Below are 21,864 nucleotides of genomic sequence, written 5' to 3'. Positions count from 1 at the left end.
TCAACAGATTGACTTTCCTGAAATTAACCAATTCATGTAATGCCCACTATAAATCAGCATTACTGAATGGGATTCCAACTTCTGGGCTGTGATACGTCGAAAACGCGAATATGCTCAGATTCTAGCAAATAATTTATAAAAAACTCAATATATTGAGCGCCTAATCGCATAATCCATTGAACCTTAGCAATGCACATGAGAACTGTGTCATATAAATTATCCTATTGGTTTGGGAAGGATAAATTACGGTGACTTGACTTAAATAGAGTCATGTTAATTGCCTATATATCATGATTAAAATCTAACCAACAGGAAATATTATTGAACAGATAGGTTGATTTATTCAGTATGGCGGCGGGGTGAGCCTGAAAATAAATGAGTTGTTCTCATTATCTTAATTAAGCAAAGCGAATGTTAGATATTAGGTCTTTAGAAATGTAAGGGTAGATGGTTGAATCTTATTAATTTTGTTTTTTTAAGGTTCTCATTTATTGAGTGTGCAAGTTCATATTAAGTTTATACAGGCTGATAACGAGCTCAAACTTTGCTGATAAAAATACCAAAGCCTAAATTATCCAAGCTAAAATCATTTTATCTTTGAAAGTGTTGAATTAAGCACTTTTTTCAATACGGCTCTAATGTATTAAAAGGCAACAATATGCAGACAAAAACTCACATTCTGGTGGTGGATGACGACAGTGAAATCCGAGAATTGCTGGAAGAGTATTTGTTTAAAGCTGGATTTCAGGTATCGAGTGTGGAAGACGGAGACGCTCTAGCCGAATTTTTACAGCATCAGGGGTATCCCGATTTGATTCTATTGGACGTCATGCTACCGGGTGAGGATGGATTTACGCTTTGTCAGAAGGTGCGAAAGCAATCCAATGTGCCCATTATTATGTTAACTGCGGTGTCTGATGAAACGGATCAGATCATCGGGTTGGAAATTGGCGCAGATGATTATATTGCGAAACCGTTCAACCCTCGCCAATTAATGGCTCGTATCAAAGCGTTATTAAGACGAATGCACGTTCAAGAAGGCGAGGCCAATGCTTTACCGTCATTATCTCGACATGTCGTGTTTGGTGATTGGCGGTTAGACACACTCTCTCATCGTGCCACGCATTCAGAAACGGGGGAGGTCATTGAGTTTTCAGGCAGTGATTTTGCTTTGCTCATGCTATTTTTGTCTCATCCGAATGAGATTTTAGATCGCGATACGATTTCTATTGCAACACGCGGAAGAGAAGCGCTGCCCATGGAACGCGGTATTGATGTGCAACTCAGTCGGTTGCGCCATCGCCTTGGCGATAAGGGGAACAAATACATCAAAACCATGCGTGGAAATGGCTATATGTTTACGGCTCTTGTCACTTATGAGCGATAACCGTGATACATACTAACGCTGTATTAGATACTAACGTTGTAATAGATACTAACGTTGTAATAGAGACTAACGTTGTAATAGAGACTAACGTTGTAATAGAGACTCATTCTGTAATAGACAAAATAGAAACCAACGGGGTGTTCGATAAAAACAGGAATCCCGTTGTATGACATTGCACTGGCCGAATTCTCTTGTGGCTCGAACGTTGTTATTAACGTTGTTGGCGGTTGTGGTTGCGCAAGGTATCGCAACGTCTATTTGGTATTCACAGTCGAAGCAACGTGAATATGAAGGTATTCGCTCGGCATCTGAAAGCATGGCGAATATGTTTGCATCTACGGTGACATTTTTTCAATCGCTTCCTACTGAGTATCGCCACATCGTGCTCGATCAGATTCGGAATATGGGCGGCACGCGATTTTTCGTTTCCTTTAATGAAGAACTGCTTTTGATTGATCCCGTGGCAGACTCGCGTTTAAAGCGCATTTCGGTTGAAGCCGTCGAACAAGTGCTTGATAACAAGCTTCGAAAGGTCCACCAAATTAACGTGGAGTTTTCACGTCCAGATACGTTGCGAATTTTAAAAAACGATATTCGTCTTAGTGATTTACCTCGTTCATGGGCGCATCATACCTTAACGCTTGAGCCATTGAATCCACCGATTTTGGTGGTGCAAATAGAGTTGGATATCAATCAGTGGCTGTATATCGCCGCATTACTGCCCGCCCCATACATCAGCTTGGACGACACCATTATTGGGCGTGATCAGTTGCTGTTTCTGGTTTTCTCGACCACGTTATTGTTGTTGCTGACTTATCTATTGGTTCGGCGTCAGGTTCGCCCGTTGAAAAGGCTGGCCAAAGCAGCGAATGACATGAGTGTTGACGTAGAGCAGCCTCCGCTGGTGGAAGAAGGTGCCAGTGAATTAGTAACGGCAACCCGAGCATTCAATCGTATGCAATCTCGGATCAATCGTTATATAGCGGACAGAGAGCATCTATTTTCTGCTATCTCACATGATTTAAAAACCCCCATCACGCGGCTAAGAATCCGCGCAGAGTTACTGGAAAACGATCAAAAACGATTTAAGTTTAACCGTGATCTCGATGAACTGGAGATGATGGTGAAAGGCGCACTTCAGTGTGTAAGAGAGACCGATTTGCATGAGAATAATGCGCGAGTGGATCTTGAAGACATGCTGGCGTCGATTGCTGAAAGCCATAATCAGGAAAGCACCAACGTTTTCTTACCCGATACCCCCATCTTGCCAGTTTGGGGCAAACCTCTTGCGATAAAGCGAGCCCTCACCAATCTCATCGACAACGGAGTGAAATATGGTCATCGCGTACATGTGTCTGTCTATGATCATGAAGATCGGCTAGAGCTTATCATTCTCGATGAAGGGAAGGGCATTCCCGAAAGCGAACTTGATAGGGTTTTTGAGCCCTATTATCGCCTTGCCAATGACAAAGATGGGCATGGCTTAGGGCTAGGAATTAGCCGGAGTATTCTCCATGGACAGGGTGGAGATCTCATTATTTACAATTCTATTCAGGGTGGTTTGGAAGCAAAAGTCCTGATTCCACATGACCCTGAGCTCTAATGTAACAATCTCGTTACATTGGGGTTACCCTTTGTTTCAATCTTCTGCTATTTCCATGTTTAGACTTAGGGCAAATGAGGGAATGCTCAGTAGCACCTTTTTCCCTGTTTTTGCTTAATCCAAGGCTGCAAGGCCAACATAACATGGACGATAACAATGAAAATGAATAAGACTCTGATAACCCTATCATTACTAGCTGCGACGCCCTATACACAAGCTGGTGAAGTGGAAGTGCTTCATTGGTGGACTTCTGGTGGTGAAGCGAAATCGGCGGCGGTGCTGAAGAGCATGGTCGAAGCGCAAGGTCACACTTGGAAAGATTTTGCGGTTGCGGGGGGTGGCGGTGAAAGTGCCATGACCGTCTTAAAAACTCGTGCGGTATCCGGTAACCCACCTTCTGCGGCTCAGATAAAAGGGAACGACATTCAAGAGTGGGGTGATCTTGGGTTTTTAACCAGCCTAGATGACGTAGCTAAAGCGGAAAACTGGGAAAGTAACCTGCCGGAAGTGGTGACAAAAGTCATGAAGCATGAAGGTCGATTTGTTGCCGTTCCGGTGAACGTTCACCGAGTAAACTGGTTGTGGGCAAACCCTGAAGTACTGAACGCTGTGGGTGTGTCTGTGCCGAAAACCTTGGATGAGTTCTTCGCTTCAGCCGAAAAAATCAAAGCAGCAGGCTACATCCCGCTTGCTCACGGTGGTCAACCTTGGCAGGACGCGACGGTATTTGAAGCCGTAGCCCTCGATGTACTTGGCAGTGCAGACTACAACAAAGCCTTTGTCGATCTGGACATGGACGTGTTGCAAGGATCTAAAATGGTGGAAGTCTTCGAGAAATTCCAGAAAATTCGCAACTACATCGACAGCAACTCCCCCGGTCGTGATTGGAACGTGGCAACATCCATGGTCATTAATGGTGACGCGGCAATGCAAATTATGGGTGACTGGGCGAAAGGCGAGTTTGCGGCGGCGGGTAAAGTGCCTGGCAAAGATTACATTTGTGCACCCGCACCAGGCACAGAGGGTCAATTTACGTTCAACATCGACAGTTTTGCCTTCTTTAAGCTGAACAATGCCGAAAATGAAAAAGCGCAAAAAGCACTGGCGAAAACCATTCTTACCAAAGACTTCCAAGAAGTGTTTAACCTCAACAAAGGGTCCATCCCTGTTCGATTGGATATGGACATGGCCAAATTCGACTCGTGTGCTCTGGATTCTATGGCGACGTTTAAAACCAGTGCAGACAGCGGCGATTTAGTACCAAGTATGGCGCATGGCTTGTCTACCACCAGTTACGTACAAGGCGCAATTTACGACGTAGTGACGAACTTCTTTAACGACCCATCAGCGAAAGCCGATGACGCGGTTAAAAAGTTGGCCAAAGCCGTCAAAGCCGCCATTTAAGCCCCACTCAAAGCCAGCAGTTTTCCCCACAAATTTCGTGGTTGGGCTGTTGGCTTTGCCATCGGGGTATACCCGAAAGCCCCCTGAGAGTCGCACTCTATATCAGTTCGCTCTTTCCTTATGTGCCGCTGTTCCAGTGGTTCTGAGGGGTCCGTTAACAAGGATAAGTCATGGAGCATGTTTTGACCGTGCCTAAAACGAAATCGGCGCCGAAGCGAAGCTTTGCCGATACATTGCAAAACTGGCTGCCAAAAATGGTTCTGGCTCCGACTATGCTCGTCACTGTGTTGTGCATATACGGCTACATTTTTTGGACTGCCGCCTTATCTCTAACCAATTCCCGCTTTTTGCCTAGCTTCAATTTTGTTGGTTTTGCTCAATATGAAAAATTAATGGAGAACGACCGCTGGGTTACCTCGATCACCAACCTTGGCATCTTTGGTTTGCTCTTTATGTTTATCGCCATTGTTCTGGGTGTCGGGTTGGCCATTTTGCTGGACCAAAACATTCGCCAAGAAGGCGCAATACGTACCATTTATCTTTACCCCATGGCGTTGTCGTTCATCGTAACGGGCACGGCATGGAAATGGATTCTCAACCCCGGCTTAGGCATCGAAAAAATGGTGCGAGACTGGGGCTTCACCGACTTTGAGTTTGATTGGTTAGTGAATTCCGATATGTCGGTTTATACCTTGGTGATTGCTGCCGTATGGCAATCGTCTGGGTTTGTGATGGCCATGTTTTTAGCTGGTCTTCGTGGTATTGATTCCTCAATCATCAAAGCCGCACAAATCGATGGCGCGAGCTTACCGAGCATCTACCTAAAGATCATCTTGCCGTGCTTGCGACCCGTATTTTTCAGTGCCGTGATCATTACCTCCCACATTGCGATCAAGAGTTTCGATTTGGTCACGGCATTAACCGCAGGCGGGCCGGGTTACTCGTCGGATTTACCCGCTCTGTTTATGTACGCGCATTCATTTACCCGTGGTCAAATCGGTTTGGGTGCCGCCAGTGCCATGATGATGCTAGCGGGTATTTTGGCCATTCTAGTGCCTTACCTGTACTCTGAGCTAAGGGAGAAAAAGTCATGAGTAAGCCATTCAACTTAGGCCGAGCATTCTTATACACGGCTTTGCTGTTTTTCTGTTTGGTGTACCTCATGCCCCTGTTTGTCATGGTGATCACCTCGTTCAAAACCTTACCGGATATCAAGGCGGGTAACCTCATGTCTTTGCCACAAGAGTGGGTGTTCGATGCTTGGGGAAAGGCGTGGTCTTCCGCGTGTACAGGGGTGGCCTGTGAAGGGGTGAAAGGGTATTTCTGGAACTCATTCCAAATGGTGATTCCAGCGGTCGCGATTTCTACGTTGCTTGGTGCTTTTAACGGGTATGTTGTGAGCAAATGGAAATTCAGGGGGTCAGACTTGTTCTTCAGCCTCATGCTATTTGGTTGCTTTATCCCGTTTCAGGTCATCTTACTTCCAATGGCTGCGACGTTAGGCAAGCTCGGCTTAGCCAACACAACAACGGGTCTTGTGATCGTTCACGTGATTTATGGTTTGGCGTTCACCACGCTATTCTTCCGAAACTTTTATATCGGTGTACCGGATGAACTGGTGAAAGCGGCGAAGCTGGATGGCGCTGGGTTTTTCACTATCTTCTTTAAAATTCTGCTGCCTTTATCGCTCCCCATCATCATGGTCACCGTGATCTGGCAGTTCACCGCAATTTGGAACGATTTCTTATTTGGCGTTGTGTACTCCGGTTCGGAGACTCAGCCCATTACCGTTGCCCTAAATAACTTGGTGAATACCAGTACAGGGGTTAAGGAATACAACGTCGATATGGCCGCCGCCATTATCGCTGCGCTGCCGACTCTCATTGTGTATGTCTTGGCAGGGAAATATTTTGTACGTGGTCTTACCGCCGGATCAGTAAAAGGATAATCTTATGGCAACATTACAACTCAACAAGATCCGCAAGACCTATCGCAATGCGGATCAAGAAACGCTGAAAGGCATCAACATCAGCATCGACTCTGGCGAGTTTCTGATTTTGGTTGGCCCGTCTGGTTGTGGCAAATCCACGCTCATGAACACCATTGCTGGGCTTGAAGACATTACCTCTGGTGAAATTGTGATCGATGGTATCGATGTCGCGCATGTGGCGCCGAAAGATCGTGATATCGCGATGGTGTTTCAATCCTATGCGTTGTACCCAAACATGACCGTGAGAGGCAATATCGCTTTTGGATTAAAAATCCGAAAAATGCCAACCGATGAAATCGAAGCGGAAGTCAATCGAGTTGCCGAGATGCTGCAAATTGATCATCTGCTTGATCGCAAGCCGTCGCAGTTGTCTGGTGGTCAGCGCCAACGTGTTGCCATGGGGCGTGCATTGGCTCGTAAGCCTAAGCTGTATTTGTTTGATGAGCCATTATCGAACCTCGATGCGAAGTTACGCGTTGAAATGCGTACTCAAATTAAGCGGCTGCATCAGCAGCTAAACACCACGATAGTGTATGTGACCCACGATCAGATTGAAGCCATGACATTGGCAGACCGAATCGCCGTCATGAAAGACGGGGAGCTTCAGCAGCTTGGCACGCCAAAAGAGATCTACAACGCTCCCAACAATATGTTTGTGGCGGGCTTTATGGGATCGCCTTCGATGAATTTTATCCGCGGGAAAGTGGACGTGAATGAAGGGGATTACCCTGTATTAAAGGTCACTGATGGTGAAGGAACCGTTCATGATATCCGCCTGCCGGAGTCGTTACGAGATCGTGATGGGCAAGAAGTGGTGATTGGTTTACGCCCTGAAAACATCACAGAACAAGTAGAAACGGGCCATGTCGCTAGTCGACTGCCTCTTAAAATAGAAGTATTAGAACCAACGGGACCAGACACGATTGCCATGGTGAAGGTGAACGATCAGGAACTGGCTTGCCGACTCTCTCCTGAATTTGATGTCAAAGTTGGGGAGATCACAGATTTGTATTTCGACCTTTCTAAAGCGGTATTTTTTGATGCGAAAACGGAAATTCGTATTGAGCACTAAACTCTACAAGGGTTTGAAGCCTAGCCTTTAGGCTTTGTTTCATTGGTGACATACAAAAGGTCAAGGGACCTTTTGTTGTTTTTGTGCCCCCTTTGTTGTCTTTGCGCTCCCTTTGTTATCTTTGCGCTCCATAGAGGGCGCTTTTTTTGTTTCTCGATGGAAATCACGTATCGGGTGGTTGCAATCATTTTCATATGAATGAATATATGTGCTTACGAAGGGGAGGAATTAATTCCGTAAAATAGTTCTTCTGATTTTCAAATTTCAAAAGAGTTTGAACATATAGATAGATGCTTTTCCGACTCTTGAACTTTCCTTCGCAATTCTGCCTATTTACACAATGTGAATCTAGTAATTAAAGTAAAGGAATAATCAATGACGGATGGTGTTTATATTGTAGCAAAAGGGGATACCTTAACCTCTATAGCAAAAAAGCATGGAGTGGATATAAGCAAAATAATTGAGTTAAACCCATCTCTCAGGGGGCACCCCAATAAAATTTACCCAGGAATGGCCATAGTTGTAAAAGGTCTAAAAACTCAAGATCCTCGGATTTCAAAAATGACATTTAACGGGAAAAAGTTCAATGTGTATTCAATAGAAAAAAATAGACTTGTGGCTTCTTACCCCGCAATATCTGGACTGCCACCAAATGCTCCCTATTTAGCCCAACTAATCAAACAGGGGCGTGAAGAGCTTAATTTAGATACAGACTACACTCAGTCAAAATATCAAAACATCAAAGATGCTGGTCCTATTCAAGAGGATACCTATTTGCTTCCTCTACGTTCTAATATGCCATATGACAAGTCTAACTCTGCTGGTGATGGGGCTGGCTGGGGAGAAGGTGGCTGGATATTGACAGAAAGTTTCATTGGTAAACTGGGTAATTTTTTTGGAGGAAGGTTTGGGTTCTTTTTACATCATGACGGCGGTTCGAGAGGTACTGCGGGTTGCATTGGCCTGAAAAATGCCAAAGATATTAGACAGTTAAAAGGTCTTCTCCAGAAGGCACAGAAGAAGGGACAGAAAAGTGTTCCGATAGAGGTTGATTATAAATGATGATCGCAAATAGAAAGCACGGACTATTATATCTATCTGGCATCATTATTCTTGCATACTTTTTCTGGTCTCTCTTAACGATCAATCAGCTTACTAAACAAGTGACAACTGAAAAAGCCAGAGTTGCGAATGTAGCTAGAAGTCTGGAGCTGTGGAAACAGATTACGATTAGTAGTGATGGTTACCTTAACCAGAGTGTGCTCTTAAAAGAGAACCAAGATATACAAATCACGCCAGTTGAGGATACGGATATAGAAGACGGGCAGAGATTTTATGTCATGTACTATTCCGAGACAGCAAAGGAACAGGATTTTAGGCAGTACTTTTCCGATTTAGTGCTGGGTAACTATTTTTACATCTTGACGGATTCTGATGGAAAGATTAGAGAATTCTTCTGGGACAAACCCTAGATTTTAAAGTGACCAAGCTCGCGTTGGACTAGAACTGAACACATGTGTTCATTATATAAAGACTAACTACATATAAAGACTAACTACGGGCGTCTGAACTTGAATTCAGACGCCCGCTTTATTTTTACTGCCAAGTCCCCAAAGCCATCTCAGTGGTAAAGCCGGGGCCGAAAGCCGCCAAAACGCCTTGCTCTCCAGCTTTTCGATGCTCAAAACTTCTTCTGAGTACATCAATAACCGCCACGCTTGAGGTATTGCCTGTTTCACGCAAGCACGCTCGGGAATGGTCTAGTGCATCCGATGTTAACTCCAACGTGCGTTCGACTTCATCCTGAATGCGTCGACCCCCTGTATGGAATAAATAGAAATCCAGATCTTTGGGGCGTTTATCCTGTCGTGACTGAACAAACAGCTCAATAACCGGAGCGACGCGTTCAATGGAGTACATCACCTCTTTGTCTAATGAGAATTTGAAGCCTCTTGGAGTCATGTCGTAGCGAATAAACGCTTCGCTGTCTTGCAAAAAGTGACTGGCAGAGTGCGTGAGTTTCATTCCGTTGGTTTGATCGTCACCCCGCAGGACGACCGCTGCACACGCATCACCAAACAATGAATTCGTTACAAAGTCTTGAATACGATTTGCGTATTTATCAAAACATAAGGATGAGGTTTCCAAGCTCACAATGAGGACGTTATTGTTTGGCGACAGTTGGCAGTGATCGAAGGCTCGATTCACGGCGCTTGCTCCTGCTACGCAACCCATTTGGGCTATGGGGAGCTGAATGGTTGAATTATTGAGCTTGAGTACATTGATCAAATGAGCGGTAAGTGACGGCATCATAAAACCTGTGCACGAGGTTACGATGACCATTGTGATGTCTTGAATGTGTAGGTCTGCATTCTTGATGGCTTGAAGAGCGGTGATCTCTGACATAAACCGAGCCTGCTTATCGTAAATGGCGCTTCGTTCATCAAAATTCTCCAGTGAAACAACGTTGTCTAATGGGGTAATGAGGTGACGTTTATCAATGTTAGAGTTTCGGATCATATCAAACGCGTTTTCGGCGTGAGGTTGATCGCTATGCAGCGAGCGTAGGCATTCAATAATGTCGTTTTGAGTCACCACATACTCGGGAAAATAGACGGAGGGCTTACATAGAACACTCATGATGTTTTTCCTGTTATTGTTTTCTGAATGATCATTTAGATATCAGTGGCTCGTAAAAACAACGACAGTGATATCGATACATGAATCCGGTTCCGTATCAAAATGAGAGGTGTGGAATAAATCTCCTACTCGTTAATCCATGTTTCATTTTCCACCCATCTAAGGGTTTTCAATGGGTGGAATTCCGCCTAAATACATTCCAATTTTTCTGATGCTTATCGAGGCGACTTTCTCCAACCTTTGTGGTTAAAGGGTTGTTAATGAAATGTATTAAATTGGTCTGGGTTTTGCTTTAAGTCGGGCACATGGTCATCAGTGATGACGACCAAGTGTTAAACAAGGAGAATAAAAAATGTTAAAGCCACTTACCCTACTTTCTGCCTCTATCTTGGCGCTGACCAGTTTCCAAGCGGCTGCTAACTGTGACCCTGGCGAGATTGTGATTAAATTTAGCCACGTAACCAATACAGACAAACACCCTAAAGGCATCGCTGCAACGTTGCTGGAGAAGCGTGTGAACGAAGAGATGAACGGTAAAGCCTGTATGCAGGTGTTCCCCAATTCAACACTGTACGATGATGACAAAGTATTGGAAGCACTGCTCAATGGTGACGTGCAATTAGCCGCGCCCTCGCTGTCTAAGTTTGAAAAGTTCACGAAAAAATTCCGCATTTTCGATTTGCCATTTCTGTTTGAAGATGTGGATGCCGTCGATCGCTTCCAAAACTCCGAGGCGGGTGACAAGCTGAAAAACGCAATGAAACGTCGTGGGGTGAAAGGGTTGGCATTTTGGCACAACGGCATGAAGCAAATGTCTGCGAACAAACCGCTGATGTCACCTAGTGATGCAAAAGGGTTAAAGTTCCGTGTGCAAGCTTCAGACGTATTGGTTGCGCAGTTTGAGCAGTTGGGTGCTAACCCACAAAAGATGTCGTTCAAAGAAGTCTATGGAGGTCTTCAAACGAAAGTGATCGATGGTCAGGAAAACACGTGGTCGAACATTTATGGCAAGAAGTTTTTTGAGGTGCAAGATGGCATCACAGAAACCAATCATGGCATTTTGGACTACCTAGTGGTGACGTCGAATACTTGGTGGAAGGAACTGCCTCAGGATGTGCGTGAACAGTTTAATGCCATTCTTGTTGACGTCACCACTGCACGTAATGCTGCGTCCAGTGAAGTAAACGAAATCAACAAGCAAAACATTATTGCAGCAGGTGGCGTAGTGAGAACGCTCACACCCGATCAACGCCAAGAATGGGTGACCGCACTTCAACCCGTTTGGAAGAAATTCGAAAAAGACATCGGTGCCGATCTGATCGAAGCGGCCTTAGCTTCCAATCAATAATAAAAATAATGGCGCAGGGTGACGCTGCGCCTTTCCTTTTCAATTATTCCCAATACAGTGGAGTATCTGTATGGTACAGCCCTTATTTTCTCGAGTCGGTAAGGTAACGGATCAAATTGAGGAAACACTGATTGCCTTGTTTCTTGGCGGTATGACCCTACTTACGTTTGCCAATGTGGTGTTTCGCTATGTGTTTAACGACAACATCCTGTGGGCACTGGAACTGACCGTTTTTCTCTTTGCTTGGATGGTACTTGTCGGTGCTTCTTATGGCGTGAAAAAACATTTTCACATTGGTGTGGATGTCATCATTAACCTCGCTCCTGAGAGCGGCCGAAAGGGGTACGCATTCGTCGCCGTTGCGCTGTGCTTACTTTTTTCTATTTTGTTGTTTATCGGCTCTTGGAACTATTGGTATCCATTTGCGACGGAGCGTGCGTGGTACGAAACCGACGATATTCCGATGCCAGAAATACTGCAATTCTTATCCGATTGGATGAATGAAGGTGAGCGTTACGAGAAAATGCCTCGCTTTATTCCTTATGCAGCGCTTCCCATTGGTATGGCGTTACTGACCTTTCGTTTTGCTCAATGTGCATGGCAAATCGCAACAGGAAAAATCGATCGCCTGATTTCCAGCCACGAAGCGGAAGAAGATCTTGAAGCACTGAAATCGGAAAGTAAGGAGAGCTAAGCCATGGACATTTTATTGCTGTTTATGATGGTCATCGGCTTTATGTTGATTGGTGTGCCGATTGCCGTATCCCTTGGCCTTGCCAGTATTCTATTTTTATTGATGAATTCCGATGCTTCGTTGGCGTCTGTTGCGCAAACTTTGTTCAACGCTTTTGCGGGTCATTACACCCTATTGGCAATACCATTCTTTATCCTCGCTTCTAGCTTTATGTCTACAGGTGGCGTGGCCCGTAGGATCATTCGTTTCGCGATTGCGATGGTGGGCTGGTTCCGAGGCGGTTTGGCGATGGCGTCGGTAGTGGCATGTATGATGTTTGCTGCGTTATCTGGCTCATCTCCTGCAACGGTTGTGGCGATCGGTAGCATTGTCATTGTCGGTATGGTGAAGAATGGATATTCCAAAGAGTTTGCGGCAGGTGTGATTTGTAATGCAGGTACGTTGGGGATTCTCATCCCTCCCTCCATCGTGATGGTGGTGTACGCGGCGGCAACGGATGTGTCTGTTGGCCGCATGTTCTTAGGTGGTGTAATTCCTGGTTTGCTCGCTGGTGTGATGTTGATGATTGCGATTTACATTGCGGCAAGAGTAAAAAACCTTCCTGCGCAGCCTTTTGTAGGGTGGGGGGAAGCCTTTGCTGCTGCTAAAGATGCAAGCTGGGGGTTGTTGCTTATTGTCATCATTCTTGGTGGTATCTACGGAGGGGTATTTACCCCCACAGAAGCGGCAGCGGTCGCGGCTGTCTATTCTTTCTTTATCGCAAATTTCATCTACAAAGATATGGGGCCATTTGCGGATAAAGAAAACACCAAACCATGGCTGGTGAAAGTGTGCCAAACGTTTGTTCACAAAGACACGAAGAACACGTTATTCGATGCTGGCAAATTAACCATTATGCTGCTGTTTATTATCGCTAATGCATTAATTTTAAAGCATGTTCTAACGGAGGAGCGTATCCCTCAAATGATCACCGAGTCGATGCTGTCGGCGGGGTTGGGGCCCATCACTTTCTTGATTGTTGTGAATGTTCTGTTGCTTATTGGTGGCCAGTTTATGGAACCATCGGGCTTATTGATCATCGTTGCTCCATTGGTTTTTCCGATTGCTATCGCGTTGGGCATCGACCCAATTCACCTTGGGATTATGATGGTCGTGAACATGGAAATCGGGATGATAACCCCGCCCGTCGGGCTCAATTTGTTTGTGACGGCAGGGGTGGCGAAAATGTCGATGATGAATGTGGTCAAAGCGGCTCTACCATGGGTGGGCGTGATGTTCCTCTTCTTGGTTATTGTTACCTATGTTCCATGGGTATCGACTTGGTTACCGACGACCCTTATGGGACCCGAAATAATAACGAAATAGAAGCGAAACGCTGAGATACCTAATACTCAAACGCTATCGCTCAATGCTAGGTCAACAGACCCTAAGCACACGAACCCCATTTGCCCTGCTTTCCCCAGCAGGGCTTTTTTTCGCGTTTTTCTAGTCCATTGTACTCGGGAGCCACAATGAAATTTGTGGAACAAAAGTCAGGAGCAATAGTACGGTAATCAGCATGGCAAGAAACGGTAAGACTTCTTTCACAAACTCTTTTACGGAAACCTTACTGATGCTGCAAGCGGTGAACATTAACGTGCCTAGAGGGGGAGTGACACCAGCTATCGTGAGGTTAAGGACCATCACGATACCAAAATGAACGGGGTCAATACCAACTTTGGTGATAATAGGAACCAAGATAGGCGTTAGAATAATCAGAGCCGCACCACCTTCTATGAACATGCCAACCAGCACCAATAAAAGGTTGATGAGAAGGAGGAGCAAATAAGGGTTATCCGTTATGGCCAGCATGGCATTGGCCACTTGAACAGGGAGCCGTTCCCAAGAGAGATAAAAACTAAAGGTAGAGGCTGCGCAGATGATGAACATTACGGTGGACGTTGCAATCACCGTTTCTTTCATAATCTCAGGCAATGCTTTCACTGAAAACTGACGGTGAATATAGCCGACGATAATCGCATAGATCACCGCCATTGCACCTGCTTCAGTGGGCGTGAAGATGCCAAACCGAATTCCGCCGATTATACCGATAGGAACCATGAGCGACCACGAGGCATTTTTAAGGGCGATAAAGCGATCGGTCAGCGACGATTTTTGGGGCTGAGAAGGGGCGTATTGGCGAATGATTGATATACGATGCGCAACGATCATTAAAGCAATACAGAGCACAATACCGGGGATAATGCCGGCCAAAAACAGCTTGCCAATCGACACGTCTCCCATGTATCCGTAAAGAATCAGCCCGATACCAGGGGGAATAATTACACTGATAATGGAAGAACAAGCCGTGACTGCCGCCGAGAATGCGGTGTGATAACCCCGCTGATTCATTTGCGGAACCATAATTTTGCTCTGCATGGCGGTATCGGCATTGGCGCTACCGGACATGCCGCCCATCAGTGTGCTGAGCAAAATGTTGACCTGAGCTAAGCCTCCAATTCGATGCCCAGTGAGGCTATCCGCCAATTTCATCAACCTATCAGTGATGCCCGAATGGTTCATGATGACACCAGTCATGATGAAAAAAGGGATAGCCAAAAGAGGAAAAGAGTGAGTGACGGCGACAAAGCGTTGAATGAAAATCTGGTGCTGAATGCCATTGGTCATCATGAAAAATGAAAGTCCAGCAATGGCCAAAGCGAAGGCAACAGGCACATTGACTGCAAACAGCAGAAACAGGATAAAAACGGGGAGTAAATCCATTATTTTGCCTCCACTTTATGATCAGAATCGGTCACATCGGGTTTGATGAGAATATGACAGATGGCGTGGATAAACATGAAAAGGAAAGACAAGCAGGTGGCGAGATAAACAAACGAAAACGGGAGCCGTAAAACTGGGGATGGGCGATTCCATGATTGCACCGCAAGCAGCAAGGCGAGATAAAAACTGTACGCAAGAAAAACCATGATCAAAGTGGTTGTGACAAACGCTAATTTTCTTCGAACATTTTGTGGTAACGCGTCTACAAAAACAGGGACACCAATGTGCAAACTTTTTCGGTAGCAAACGGATGCCCCCATAAAAACTAACCAAGTAAAGGCAATGCCTGACAGTTCGGTCGTCCATGTCGCGGGTTGCTCTGTAATGTATCGAGTGACCACGCCCCATACGACCGAACCTAGCACTAAGCTCATGGCAACCAAAGCGAGTGTGGTTTCAATGTGACCCAGTACCTTTGATACTCTTTTTGCTGCCATGAACCGTCTCCTTGCAATCCAATACCTGTATCTTCATATCGTAAAAGCTAACCAATATTCGCCTTACCTAGCGTTATGGGTTGCTTGGTCTATCGGGGATATAAGTTAGTTATCCAAAATTTCACGGACTTTGGCGTAAAGCCCATCCGACCATTTGGGAAACTTACTGTAGACTGGCATCGTGGCTTTTTGGAATGCCTTGATGTCCACGTTCTTGTGTACGGTTACACCTTCAGCGCGCAGTTTATCGAGGAGCGTTTCAGTCGTACTGATGGAAAGTTCCGTCATGTAATCGCCTGCTATTACGGCTTCTTCGGCAAGAATGGTTTGAATGTCTTTCGGTAAGTTAGCGAAGTAGTCTGCATTAATAACGAGCCCAACAAAGGCCTTAAAGTGGCTCGTTAGCGAAACGTGTTTTTTGCTTTCGTATAACTTAGCGGCGTACAACGAACCCAATGGCGCTTCGGCGGCATCCACAACCCCTGAAGAGAGCCCTGTATACACTTCAGACCAAGCCAATTGCGTCGCACGAGCGCCCATAGCTTTGACGGTTTCGATCCACATTACATTGGGTGGAACTCGCATAGAGACCCCTTTTAAATCGGCAGGGGAAAGAATGGGCTTATCTGAGATGATGTGTCTTTCACCAAACAACCAATTCATGGCAAGCACTTCAAAATTACCGTTCTTCTTAACCGTACTCTTCATAGATTGGTACAGCGACGAATTTAATAGCTTTTTAAAATCTTTCGGATCTTCCAATAAATACGGACCATTCAGCACACCAAAATCTGGCGCGTAGTCGGATAGATAACCCGGGTCGGCGGTTTGGATGACAGGAAGACCTAACTTAACCTGCTCATACACTTCTAGGTTTGTGCCTAGTTCGCCATTTGGGTGAATGGTGATTCTTATTTTGCCGCCTGAGCGCTTTTCTACGTTCGCGGCGTAAAATGTTAAAGCTTGATGCAAGGGTTCTTGGTTAGAGGTGACGTGAGCCAATTTAAGTTCATATTCGGCAGAGAATACGGACGTAGAGACCAGTATCATCAATGCCATTATAGATGTGAGAAAACGTTCCATGTGTTACTCCTGATTATTTAATAAAACTGAAATTGCGTAGCGACAGTATCCGCATGCTACTGAATAGCTCTTACATAAAATACAACCTGAGCATTTGGCGGTACTGGCTTGCCCCGATACATCACTGTTTCCGTGTGAGCGGTGTCTCTGGGTACAGAAGGAACAAGATCGAATCTCAGTTATACATTCGGTTTAAATCCATATATAAAATAAAATTTTATATATGGATTTACGTTATCGTTTGCGTGATTAAAAAACAACCAAGTCGGTGTGAGGTAATATCAAAAGTGTGACGATTGGCGGTGAAACCACAAAATGGATAAAAACTTTATTTCATATCCCACTCACCGATTGATTGAGTGGGGTATGGATATGGATATGAAGGTCGGCTGTAATGGAAAGAGCAATCGACCCTAATTCTTGAAGCTATCTTTGTTTATGCCAAATTTTTGCATTTTGTCGTACAAGGTTTTTCTGGGGAGATTTAGGGCAGACATCGTGTCTTTGATGCTACCATCATGACAAGACAACGCTTGTTCTATCAGGGCTTTTTCAAAATCGGCCACTTGTTCAGCCAACCCCAATTGTGATTTGGGCTTTGTGACCTCCCCAAGTTGGGTTAACTTGCCAAGCAAGACAAACCGTTCTGCGGCATTTCTTAATTCTCGGACGTTACCAGGCCAATCATGCGCAAGTAATGCCTGTAAATCTGTCGATGGCAGAGATGTAGCCGCTTTGCCATAACGAGCAGCAGCAACAAGCAAAAAATGATGGAATAAGGCTGGGATGTCTTCTTTTCTCTCTCGAAGAGGCGGCAAATCCAGAGTCACAACGTTTAAGCGATAGTAGAGATCTTGCCGAAAGGCACCTTCTGTTGCCATTGCTTTCAAATCGGTTTTTGTTGCCGCAATAACGCGGATATCTAAGGCAATACTCTGGTTGGATCCGATTCGTTCGATCTGCCTTTCTTGCAGCACCCGCAAAAGTCGAATTTGGGCTTGCATGGGCATGGATTCAATTTCATCCAAAAAGAGTGTGCCGCCTTGGGCGTATTCGAACTTACCGACTCGAAGGCTATCTGCCCCTGTATAGGCGCCTTTCTCGTGACCATAAAGCTCACTTTCAATTAAGTTTTCGGGTACCGCTCCGCAGTTCACGGCGACAAAGTTCTGCTCTCGACGGCTGCTTTGCTCATGCAGTGAACGGGCAACCAGCTCTTTCCCTGTACCGGTTTCTCCAAACAATAAAATATCGGCGTTCGTATCCGCGATATGAGTGATGGTGTCACGAAGATCTTGAATGCTGGCAGTGTTCCCAATAATCCTTGGACCAAGCGCTTGATTCGCTTTTAAGGCTCGCTTTAGCTTTTGGTTTTCCAGTGTGAGCTTTCTTCGTTCAATAGCACGCTTAACCGTGTCGATGAGCCTGTCGTTCGAAAATGGTTTTTCAATAAAATCGTATGCCCCGTCATGCATTGATTGCACTGCCATGGAAATGTCACCATGACCCGTAATTAAAATCACAGGCAAGTCTTCGTCTTTCGCTTTGATGGAATTCAGTAATTGTTGCCCATTAATACCGGGTAAGCGAATGTCGGTCACGACAACATATGGCGGATTGTCTGCATCGAACGCGAGCAATGCCGACTCGGCATCAGGAAACCCAGTGGCTTGAATTTCCGCGAGTTCGAATGTTTGTTCCATGGCGATTCGAAGATCTTCTTCATCGTCGACAAAGTGTATATGAGGCATATTTGTTCCTACATTTTGGGCAGCAGAAGCCGGAAACAGGCACCCGAGTGTTCATGGTTACTCGCTTGCAGTTCGCCATCCATGCTTTGCATGATTTGCTGAGATATAGACAAACCTAATCCCAAGCCGTTTTGCTTCGTGGTATAAAAAGGCTCAAACAGTTGATTGAGCGCGTCTTGTGCAATACCAGGACCCGTATCTTCAATATCAATGACGACGTGGTCCGACGTTGTATGCAGCGTAAGTTGAATGTACTTTTGTGGCTGCATGTCCATCGCTTGAATGGCATTAGTCAATAAATTCACTAGCACTTGCTCTAGCTGAATGGGGTTAATTTTCGCGTTGAGCGCCTGTTCCAACCCAGAGCAATCTAATTGGGTGTGGGTGTCTTTTAATTGCGGTTTGAGCAGTTCCCGAGCGGCAATAATGACTGGGGCGACTTGAGTGACCACTCTGTCACTGGCATCACTTTTTTTTGCAAACGCTTTGAGTTGCCGGCTTATCTTAGCCATGCGTTCCGTTAACGCCGAGATTCTATTAAGATTTTGGTCGACTTTATCGTGTCTGGATTTTTCCATAAATAGCAATGCGTTATCGGCGTAGCTGCGAATAGCGGCTAATGGATTGTTGAGTTCATGGCTGATACTGGTGGATATTTGCCCAAGCACCGCCAGTTTTGCTGCTTGAATCAATTCTTCCTGAGTTTGCCTAAGTGCTGATTCAGTCTCCGCTCGGACTTTGATCTCTTCCTGAAGCTCGGCGGTACGCACCATCACTTGGAATTCCAGCTTTTGTTTGGATTCTGCTTGAATCCGTTCAATTTGGCGCTGCTTGGACTTTTGTTGGCGGATGATAATACTCGCCAAATACAATAAAACGAAAACTAAGGTATTTAGGGCAATCAATGCTGATACTTTCCAAACTAGGTTCAATTTTGGGCTAAGTACACGAACGGTAAGCGAGCTTCCTTTAAGTGGACGCACCACGCTGAGATATTGGTTAACACTGAAGTATTGGTTAAAGAAAGCATTGCCTCTTTGCAATTTGAGCTCCGTTTCCGTTGCCTCGAAATCTCCGGTAAATGACAGCGCAAGAATGTCTCGTTCTGAATAGCGGCGGCTTTGTCTGATTTCCGTAATTTTGTCTTGTTCTAAAGGATAAAGGCTGTGATACCACCAGTTGACACGATTGGACATAAAGACAATGTCGTCTGCATCGGTTACTACGAAAAAGTTATTTTGGTTTGTCCAGTCATCTTCAATGGTCGACAAATCTTTTTTGACCACCAAGACACCGATGTTACTGCCTGCATGTTTAACAGGGTAAGAATAAAAGTAGCCGCGTCTGCCAGAAGTGCTGCCTAGCGCAAAATATTCGCCTCGCTCTCCGTTGATGGCCTGTTGAAAGTAGGGGCGAAACGCGAAGTTTTTTCCAACAAATGTTTTGGTATTCTTCCAATTGCTCGCCGCTATCGTTGTACCGATACGGTTGAGCAAATACGTGTCTGCAGCACCGACTACATTGTTAACTTCTTCTAAGTAGCGATTTGTGATGTCAAGTTGTGCACTGTTCGTGGGGGAAAGAAGCGCATCGACAAGCTCATTATCCTTCGACATTAGCTGAGGGATATAGGCGTATTTTTCGAGTTGCGTCGATAGATGATTGCTAAGTTGATCGGCGTGTAAATTTGCCTGTTCCAATTGATTTTGATAACCCAATCGCCAGCCCCACAAGCCTAAGATCAAGCTAGAGACTGCGTAGGAAAACATCAATATAATAGGAATACGCCGCAGAATCATAGCGGTAAACTTCGTCAATAACTGGTAACGTAAAAGTAACAAAAAAGAGAAATCTTTGGTGTGTTAAAACAAGACTCGGATCTCTTTTTTATCTTTTCATGAAAAAAACAGATTATTTCCCTTGAAAAGCGATGTATTGTCCCCATTTCTCAGAAAACTTTCGCCAAATATTCGAGAAATCAGGACTTGGCTCGACAGTCGCCACGCATATCGCTAGAATGTCGCGTCTAAAATTTCTGTCCTGAGGCTAATTGGAGACGTTCTTTCTGCGAAGTTGATATGGAAGAGGTCACTGAATAGTTCATGAACTACGAATTGAATGGTTTGTGGGTCTTAGAATTTCATTTTATGCATTCAGACAGAATGCAACTTAAGGATGAAGTCACCGCTAAGGCGCTGGCTCCCAAGCTCAGGTAATACTGAGCCAGTTTTGAGGTTTATTTATAATGCAAGCTACTGTTGAAACTCTAGAAGGCCTAGAGCGCCGTCTTACTATTACCGTTCCTGCTGCAAACATCGAAGACGCAGTAACAGCTGAACTACGCAACATCGCTAAGAATCGTCGTTTCGATGGTTTCCGTAAAGGTAAAGTACCTTTGAAAATGGTTGCGCAAATGTACGGCAAAGCAGTACGTCAAGATGTGATGGGTGAGGTTATGCAGCGTCACTTCATCGAAGCGATCGTGAAAGAAAAAATCAACCCAGCAGGTGCACCTACTTTCGCTCCAGTTGAAACTGAAGCTGGTAAAGACTTAGTATTTAACGCAACTTTTGAAGTTTACCCAGAAGTTGAACTGAAAGGTCTAGAAAACATTACTGTTGAAAAACCAGCAGTTGAAGTGAAAGAAGAAGACGTTGCAGAGATGATCGAAACGCTTCGCAAGCAGCAAGCAACTTGGACAGAAGTTGAAGGCGCAGCGTCAGAAAACTCTCGTGCAACCATCGACTTCGTTGGCTCTATCGACGGCGAAGAGTTCGAAGGTGGTAAAGCTGAGAACTTCCCGCTAGAAATGGGCGCTGGTCGCATGATTCCTGGTTTTGAAGACGGTATCGTAGGTAAGTCTGCGGGCATGGAATTCGAAATCGATGTAAACTTCCCAGAAGATTACCACGCTGAAAACCTAAAAGGTAAAGCAGCGAAGTTCGCTATTAAAGTGAGCAAAGTTGAAGAGCGTGAGCTTCCTGAACTGAACGACGAATTCGTTGCTAAGTTCGGCGCTGAAGGTGGTATTGACGGTCTTAAAACCGAAGTACGTAAGAACATGGAACGCGAGCTTAAGCAAGCGGTTAAGAACCGCATTAAAGAGCAAGCGCTTGACGGTCTTGTTAACGAAAACAACATCGATGTTCCTGCTGCACTTATCGATCAAGAAATCGGTGCGCTACGTCAGCAAGCTGCACAACGTTTCGGTGGAAACCCTGAAGCGGCTGAGCAACTTCCACGTGAGTTGTTTGAAGAGCAAGCGAAACGTCGTGTTGTTGTCGGTCTACTGCTGGGCGAAGTGATCAAATCTGAAGAATTAAAAGCTGACGATGAGAGAGTTAAGGCTATTATTGAAGAGATGGCTACTGCTTACGAAGATCCAGCGGAAGTTATTGCTTACTACGAGCAAAACGAACAAATGATGAATAACATGCGCAATGTTGCGTTAGAAGAGCAAGCGATCGACGCTATCATCGCTAAAGCACAAGTTTCAGACAAAGAAGTAAGCTTCAACGAGCTTATGAACGCGCAATAATAACCTGCATAGAATCAGGTCTCAGTGCGTAGAAAGTTGACTTTGTTTTAACTCTTCTGCTAACAATGGTCCGTATGAGTCTATCATCCGGGCC

Annotated in this window: 18 protein-coding genes; 12 read left to right on the top strand and 6 right to left on the bottom strand. The window is 45.2% G+C overall.

Annotated elements, in window-relative coordinates; all coding sequences use genetic code 11:
- The first annotated feature begins 658 nt into the window (after positions 1-658).
- The 8 genes from HC752_RS13885 (at position 659) to HC752_RS13845 (ending at position 8,928) form a co-directional block, all read left to right on the top strand.
- Positions 659-1,387 carry a response regulator gene (locus HC752_RS13885; RefSeq protein ID WP_190335763.1) on the top strand — a complete coding sequence of 243 codons (729 nt, stop codon included), beginning with the start codon at positions 659-661 and terminating at the stop codon, positions 1,385-1,387.
- Between the two features lie 166 nt (positions 1,388-1,553).
- Positions 1,554-2,990, top strand: a complete 1,437-nt coding sequence (locus tag HC752_RS13875; RefSeq protein ID WP_190335761.1) for an ATP-binding protein — start codon at positions 1,554-1,556, stop codon at positions 2,988-2,990.
- 156 nt (positions 2,991-3,146) lie between these two features.
- Positions 3,147-4,394: an ABC transporter substrate-binding protein gene (locus HC752_RS13870; RefSeq protein WP_190335760.1), complete on the top strand. Its 1,248-nt coding sequence runs from the start codon at positions 3,147-3,149 to the stop codon at positions 4,392-4,394.
- 170 nt (positions 4,395-4,564) lie between these two features.
- A complete protein-coding gene (locus HC752_RS13865; RefSeq protein ID WP_190335759.1) occupies positions 4,565-5,488 on the top strand; it encodes a carbohydrate ABC transporter permease in 924 nt (307 codons plus the stop codon).
- On the top strand, positions 5,485-6,342 hold the full coding sequence (locus HC752_RS13860) for a carbohydrate ABC transporter permease (protein WP_190335758.1): 858 nt from the start codon (positions 5,485-5,487) through the stop codon (positions 6,340-6,342). The genes HC752_RS13865 and HC752_RS13860 overlap by 4 nt, the downstream gene beginning before the upstream one ends.
- A gap of 4 nt (positions 6,343-6,346) precedes the next feature.
- A complete protein-coding gene (locus HC752_RS13855; protein ID WP_190335757.1) occupies positions 6,347-7,456 on the top strand; it encodes an ABC transporter ATP-binding protein in 1,110 nt (369 codons plus the stop codon).
- 375 nt (positions 7,457-7,831) lie between these two features.
- The gene (locus HC752_RS13850) at positions 7,832-8,518 is read left to right on the top strand and encodes a LysM peptidoglycan-binding domain-containing protein (protein ID WP_190335756.1); all 687 of its coding nucleotides are present in this window, start codon (positions 7,832-7,834) and stop codon (positions 8,516-8,518) included.
- On the top strand, positions 8,515-8,928 hold the full coding sequence (locus HC752_RS13845) for a hypothetical protein (RefSeq protein ID WP_190335755.1): 414 nt from the start codon (positions 8,515-8,517) through the stop codon (positions 8,926-8,928). Before HC752_RS13850 ends, HC752_RS13845 begins: the two co-directional genes overlap by 4 nt.
- 124 nt (positions 8,929-9,052) lie before the next feature.
- Here the strand turns inward: HC752_RS13845 and HC752_RS13840 are convergent, their stop codons facing one another.
- Positions 9,053-10,096 (bottom strand): type III polyketide synthase, encoded by a 1,044-nt coding sequence (locus tag HC752_RS13840; RefSeq protein WP_190335754.1) that lies wholly within the window; start codon positions 10,094-10,096, stop codon positions 9,053-9,055.
- 352 nt (positions 10,097-10,448) lie between these two features.
- Between HC752_RS13840 and HC752_RS13835 the strand changes: the two genes are divergently transcribed.
- From HC752_RS13835 to HC752_RS13825, 3 genes are all read left to right on the top strand, one after another.
- A complete protein-coding gene (locus tag HC752_RS13835) occupies positions 10,449-11,444 on the top strand; it encodes a TRAP transporter substrate-binding protein (RefSeq protein ID WP_190335753.1) in 996 nt (331 codons plus the stop codon).
- Positions 11,445-11,514: 70 nt separating this feature from the next.
- Positions 11,515-12,138: a TRAP transporter small permease gene (locus HC752_RS13830; protein ID WP_190335752.1), complete on the top strand. Its 624-nt coding sequence runs from the start codon at positions 11,515-11,517 to the stop codon at positions 12,136-12,138.
- 3 nt (positions 12,139-12,141) lie between these two features.
- The gene (locus HC752_RS13825; RefSeq protein WP_190335751.1) at positions 12,142-13,503 is read left to right on the top strand and encodes a TRAP transporter large permease; all 1,362 of its coding nucleotides are present in this window, start codon (positions 12,142-12,144) and stop codon (positions 13,501-13,503) included.
- Positions 13,504-13,623: 120 nt separating this feature from the next.
- Here HC752_RS13825 and HC752_RS13820 read toward each other — a convergent pair whose 3' ends face one another.
- From HC752_RS13820 to HC752_RS13800, 5 genes are all read right to left on the bottom strand, one after another.
- Complete coding sequence (locus HC752_RS13820; protein WP_342029479.1) at positions 13,624-14,904, bottom strand: TRAP transporter large permease; 1,281 nt, start codon at positions 14,902-14,904, stop codon at positions 13,624-13,626.
- The gene (locus HC752_RS13815) at positions 14,901-15,398 is read right to left on the bottom strand and encodes a TRAP transporter small permease (protein ID WP_190335749.1); all 498 of its coding nucleotides are present in this window, start codon (positions 15,396-15,398) and stop codon (positions 14,901-14,903) included. Before HC752_RS13815 ends, HC752_RS13820 begins: the two co-directional genes overlap by 4 nt.
- 105 nt (positions 15,399-15,503) lie before the next feature.
- Entirely contained in the window at positions 15,504-16,481 is a 978-nt protein-coding gene (locus HC752_RS13810) for a C4-dicarboxylate TRAP transporter substrate-binding protein (RefSeq protein ID WP_190335748.1), read from the bottom strand.
- 413 nt (positions 16,482-16,894) lie between these two features.
- Complete coding sequence (locus tag HC752_RS13805) at positions 16,895-18,232, bottom strand: sigma-54-dependent transcriptional regulator (RefSeq protein ID WP_190335747.1); 1,338 nt, start codon at positions 18,230-18,232, stop codon at positions 16,895-16,897.
- A gap of 8 nt (positions 18,233-18,240) precedes the next feature.
- Complete coding sequence (locus HC752_RS13800) at positions 18,241-20,031, bottom strand: sensor histidine kinase (protein WP_194717367.1); 1,791 nt, start codon at positions 20,029-20,031, stop codon at positions 18,241-18,243.
- Between the two features lie 446 nt (positions 20,032-20,477).
- Between HC752_RS13800 and tig the strand changes: the two genes are divergently transcribed.
- The gene (gene tig / locus HC752_RS13795; protein WP_190335746.1) at positions 20,478-21,770 is read left to right on the top strand and encodes a trigger factor; all 1,293 of its coding nucleotides are present in this window, start codon (positions 20,478-20,480) and stop codon (positions 21,768-21,770) included.
- Positions 21,771-21,864: the final 94 nt, after the last annotated feature.

Source organism: Vibrio sp. S9_S30, assembly GCF_014694455.1.
Classification (GTDB): Bacteria; Pseudomonadota; Gammaproteobacteria; order Enterobacterales; family Vibrionaceae; genus Vibrio.
The sequence above is the reverse complement of the archived record's forward strand: the minus strand, read 5'-3'. Positions and strand labels throughout refer to the sequence as shown.

Coding starts and splice junctions, on each gene's coding strand:
- HC752_RS13885 (WP_190335763.1), top strand. CDS start 659: ATGCAGACAAAAACTCACATTCTGGTGGTGGATGACGACAGTGAAATC.
- HC752_RS13875 (WP_190335761.1), top strand. CDS start 1,554: ATGACATTGCACTGGCCGAATTCTCTTGTGGCTCGAACGTTGTTATTA.
- HC752_RS13870 (WP_190335760.1), top strand. CDS start 3,147: ATGAAAATGAATAAGACTCTGATAACCCTATCATTACTAGCTGCGACG.
- HC752_RS13865 (WP_190335759.1), top strand. CDS start 4,565: ATGGAGCATGTTTTGACCGTGCCTAAAACGAAATCGGCGCCGAAGCGA.
- HC752_RS13860 (WP_190335758.1), top strand. CDS start 5,485: ATGAGTAAGCCATTCAACTTAGGCCGAGCATTCTTATACACGGCTTTG.
- HC752_RS13855 (WP_190335757.1), top strand. CDS start 6,347: ATGGCAACATTACAACTCAACAAGATCCGCAAGACCTATCGCAATGCG.
- HC752_RS13850 (WP_190335756.1), top strand. CDS start 7,832: ATGACGGATGGTGTTTATATTGTAGCAAAAGGGGATACCTTAACCTCT.
- HC752_RS13845 (WP_190335755.1), top strand. CDS start 8,515: ATGATGATCGCAAATAGAAAGCACGGACTATTATATCTATCTGGCATC.
- HC752_RS13840 (WP_190335754.1), bottom strand. CDS start 10,096: ATGAGTGTTCTATGTAAGCCCTCCGTCTATTTTCCCGAGTATGTGGTG.
- HC752_RS13835 (WP_190335753.1), top strand. CDS start 10,449: ATGTTAAAGCCACTTACCCTACTTTCTGCCTCTATCTTGGCGCTGACC.
- HC752_RS13830 (WP_190335752.1), top strand. CDS start 11,515: ATGGTACAGCCCTTATTTTCTCGAGTCGGTAAGGTAACGGATCAAATT.
- HC752_RS13825 (WP_190335751.1), top strand. CDS start 12,142: ATGGACATTTTATTGCTGTTTATGATGGTCATCGGCTTTATGTTGATT.
- HC752_RS13815 (WP_190335749.1), bottom strand. CDS start 15,398: ATGGCAGCAAAAAGAGTATCAAAGGTACTGGGTCACATTGAAACCACA.
- HC752_RS13810 (WP_190335748.1), bottom strand. CDS start 16,481: ATGGAACGTTTTCTCACATCTATAATGGCATTGATGATACTGGTCTCT.
- HC752_RS13805 (WP_190335747.1), bottom strand. CDS start 18,232: ATGCCTCATATACACTTTGTCGACGATGAAGAAGATCTTCGAATCGCC.
- HC752_RS13800 (WP_194717367.1), bottom strand. CDS start 20,031: ATGATTCTGCGGCGTATTCCTATTATATTGATGTTTTCCTACGCAGTC.
- tig (WP_190335746.1), top strand. CDS start 20,478: ATGCAAGCTACTGTTGAAACTCTAGAAGGCCTAGAGCGCCGTCTTACT.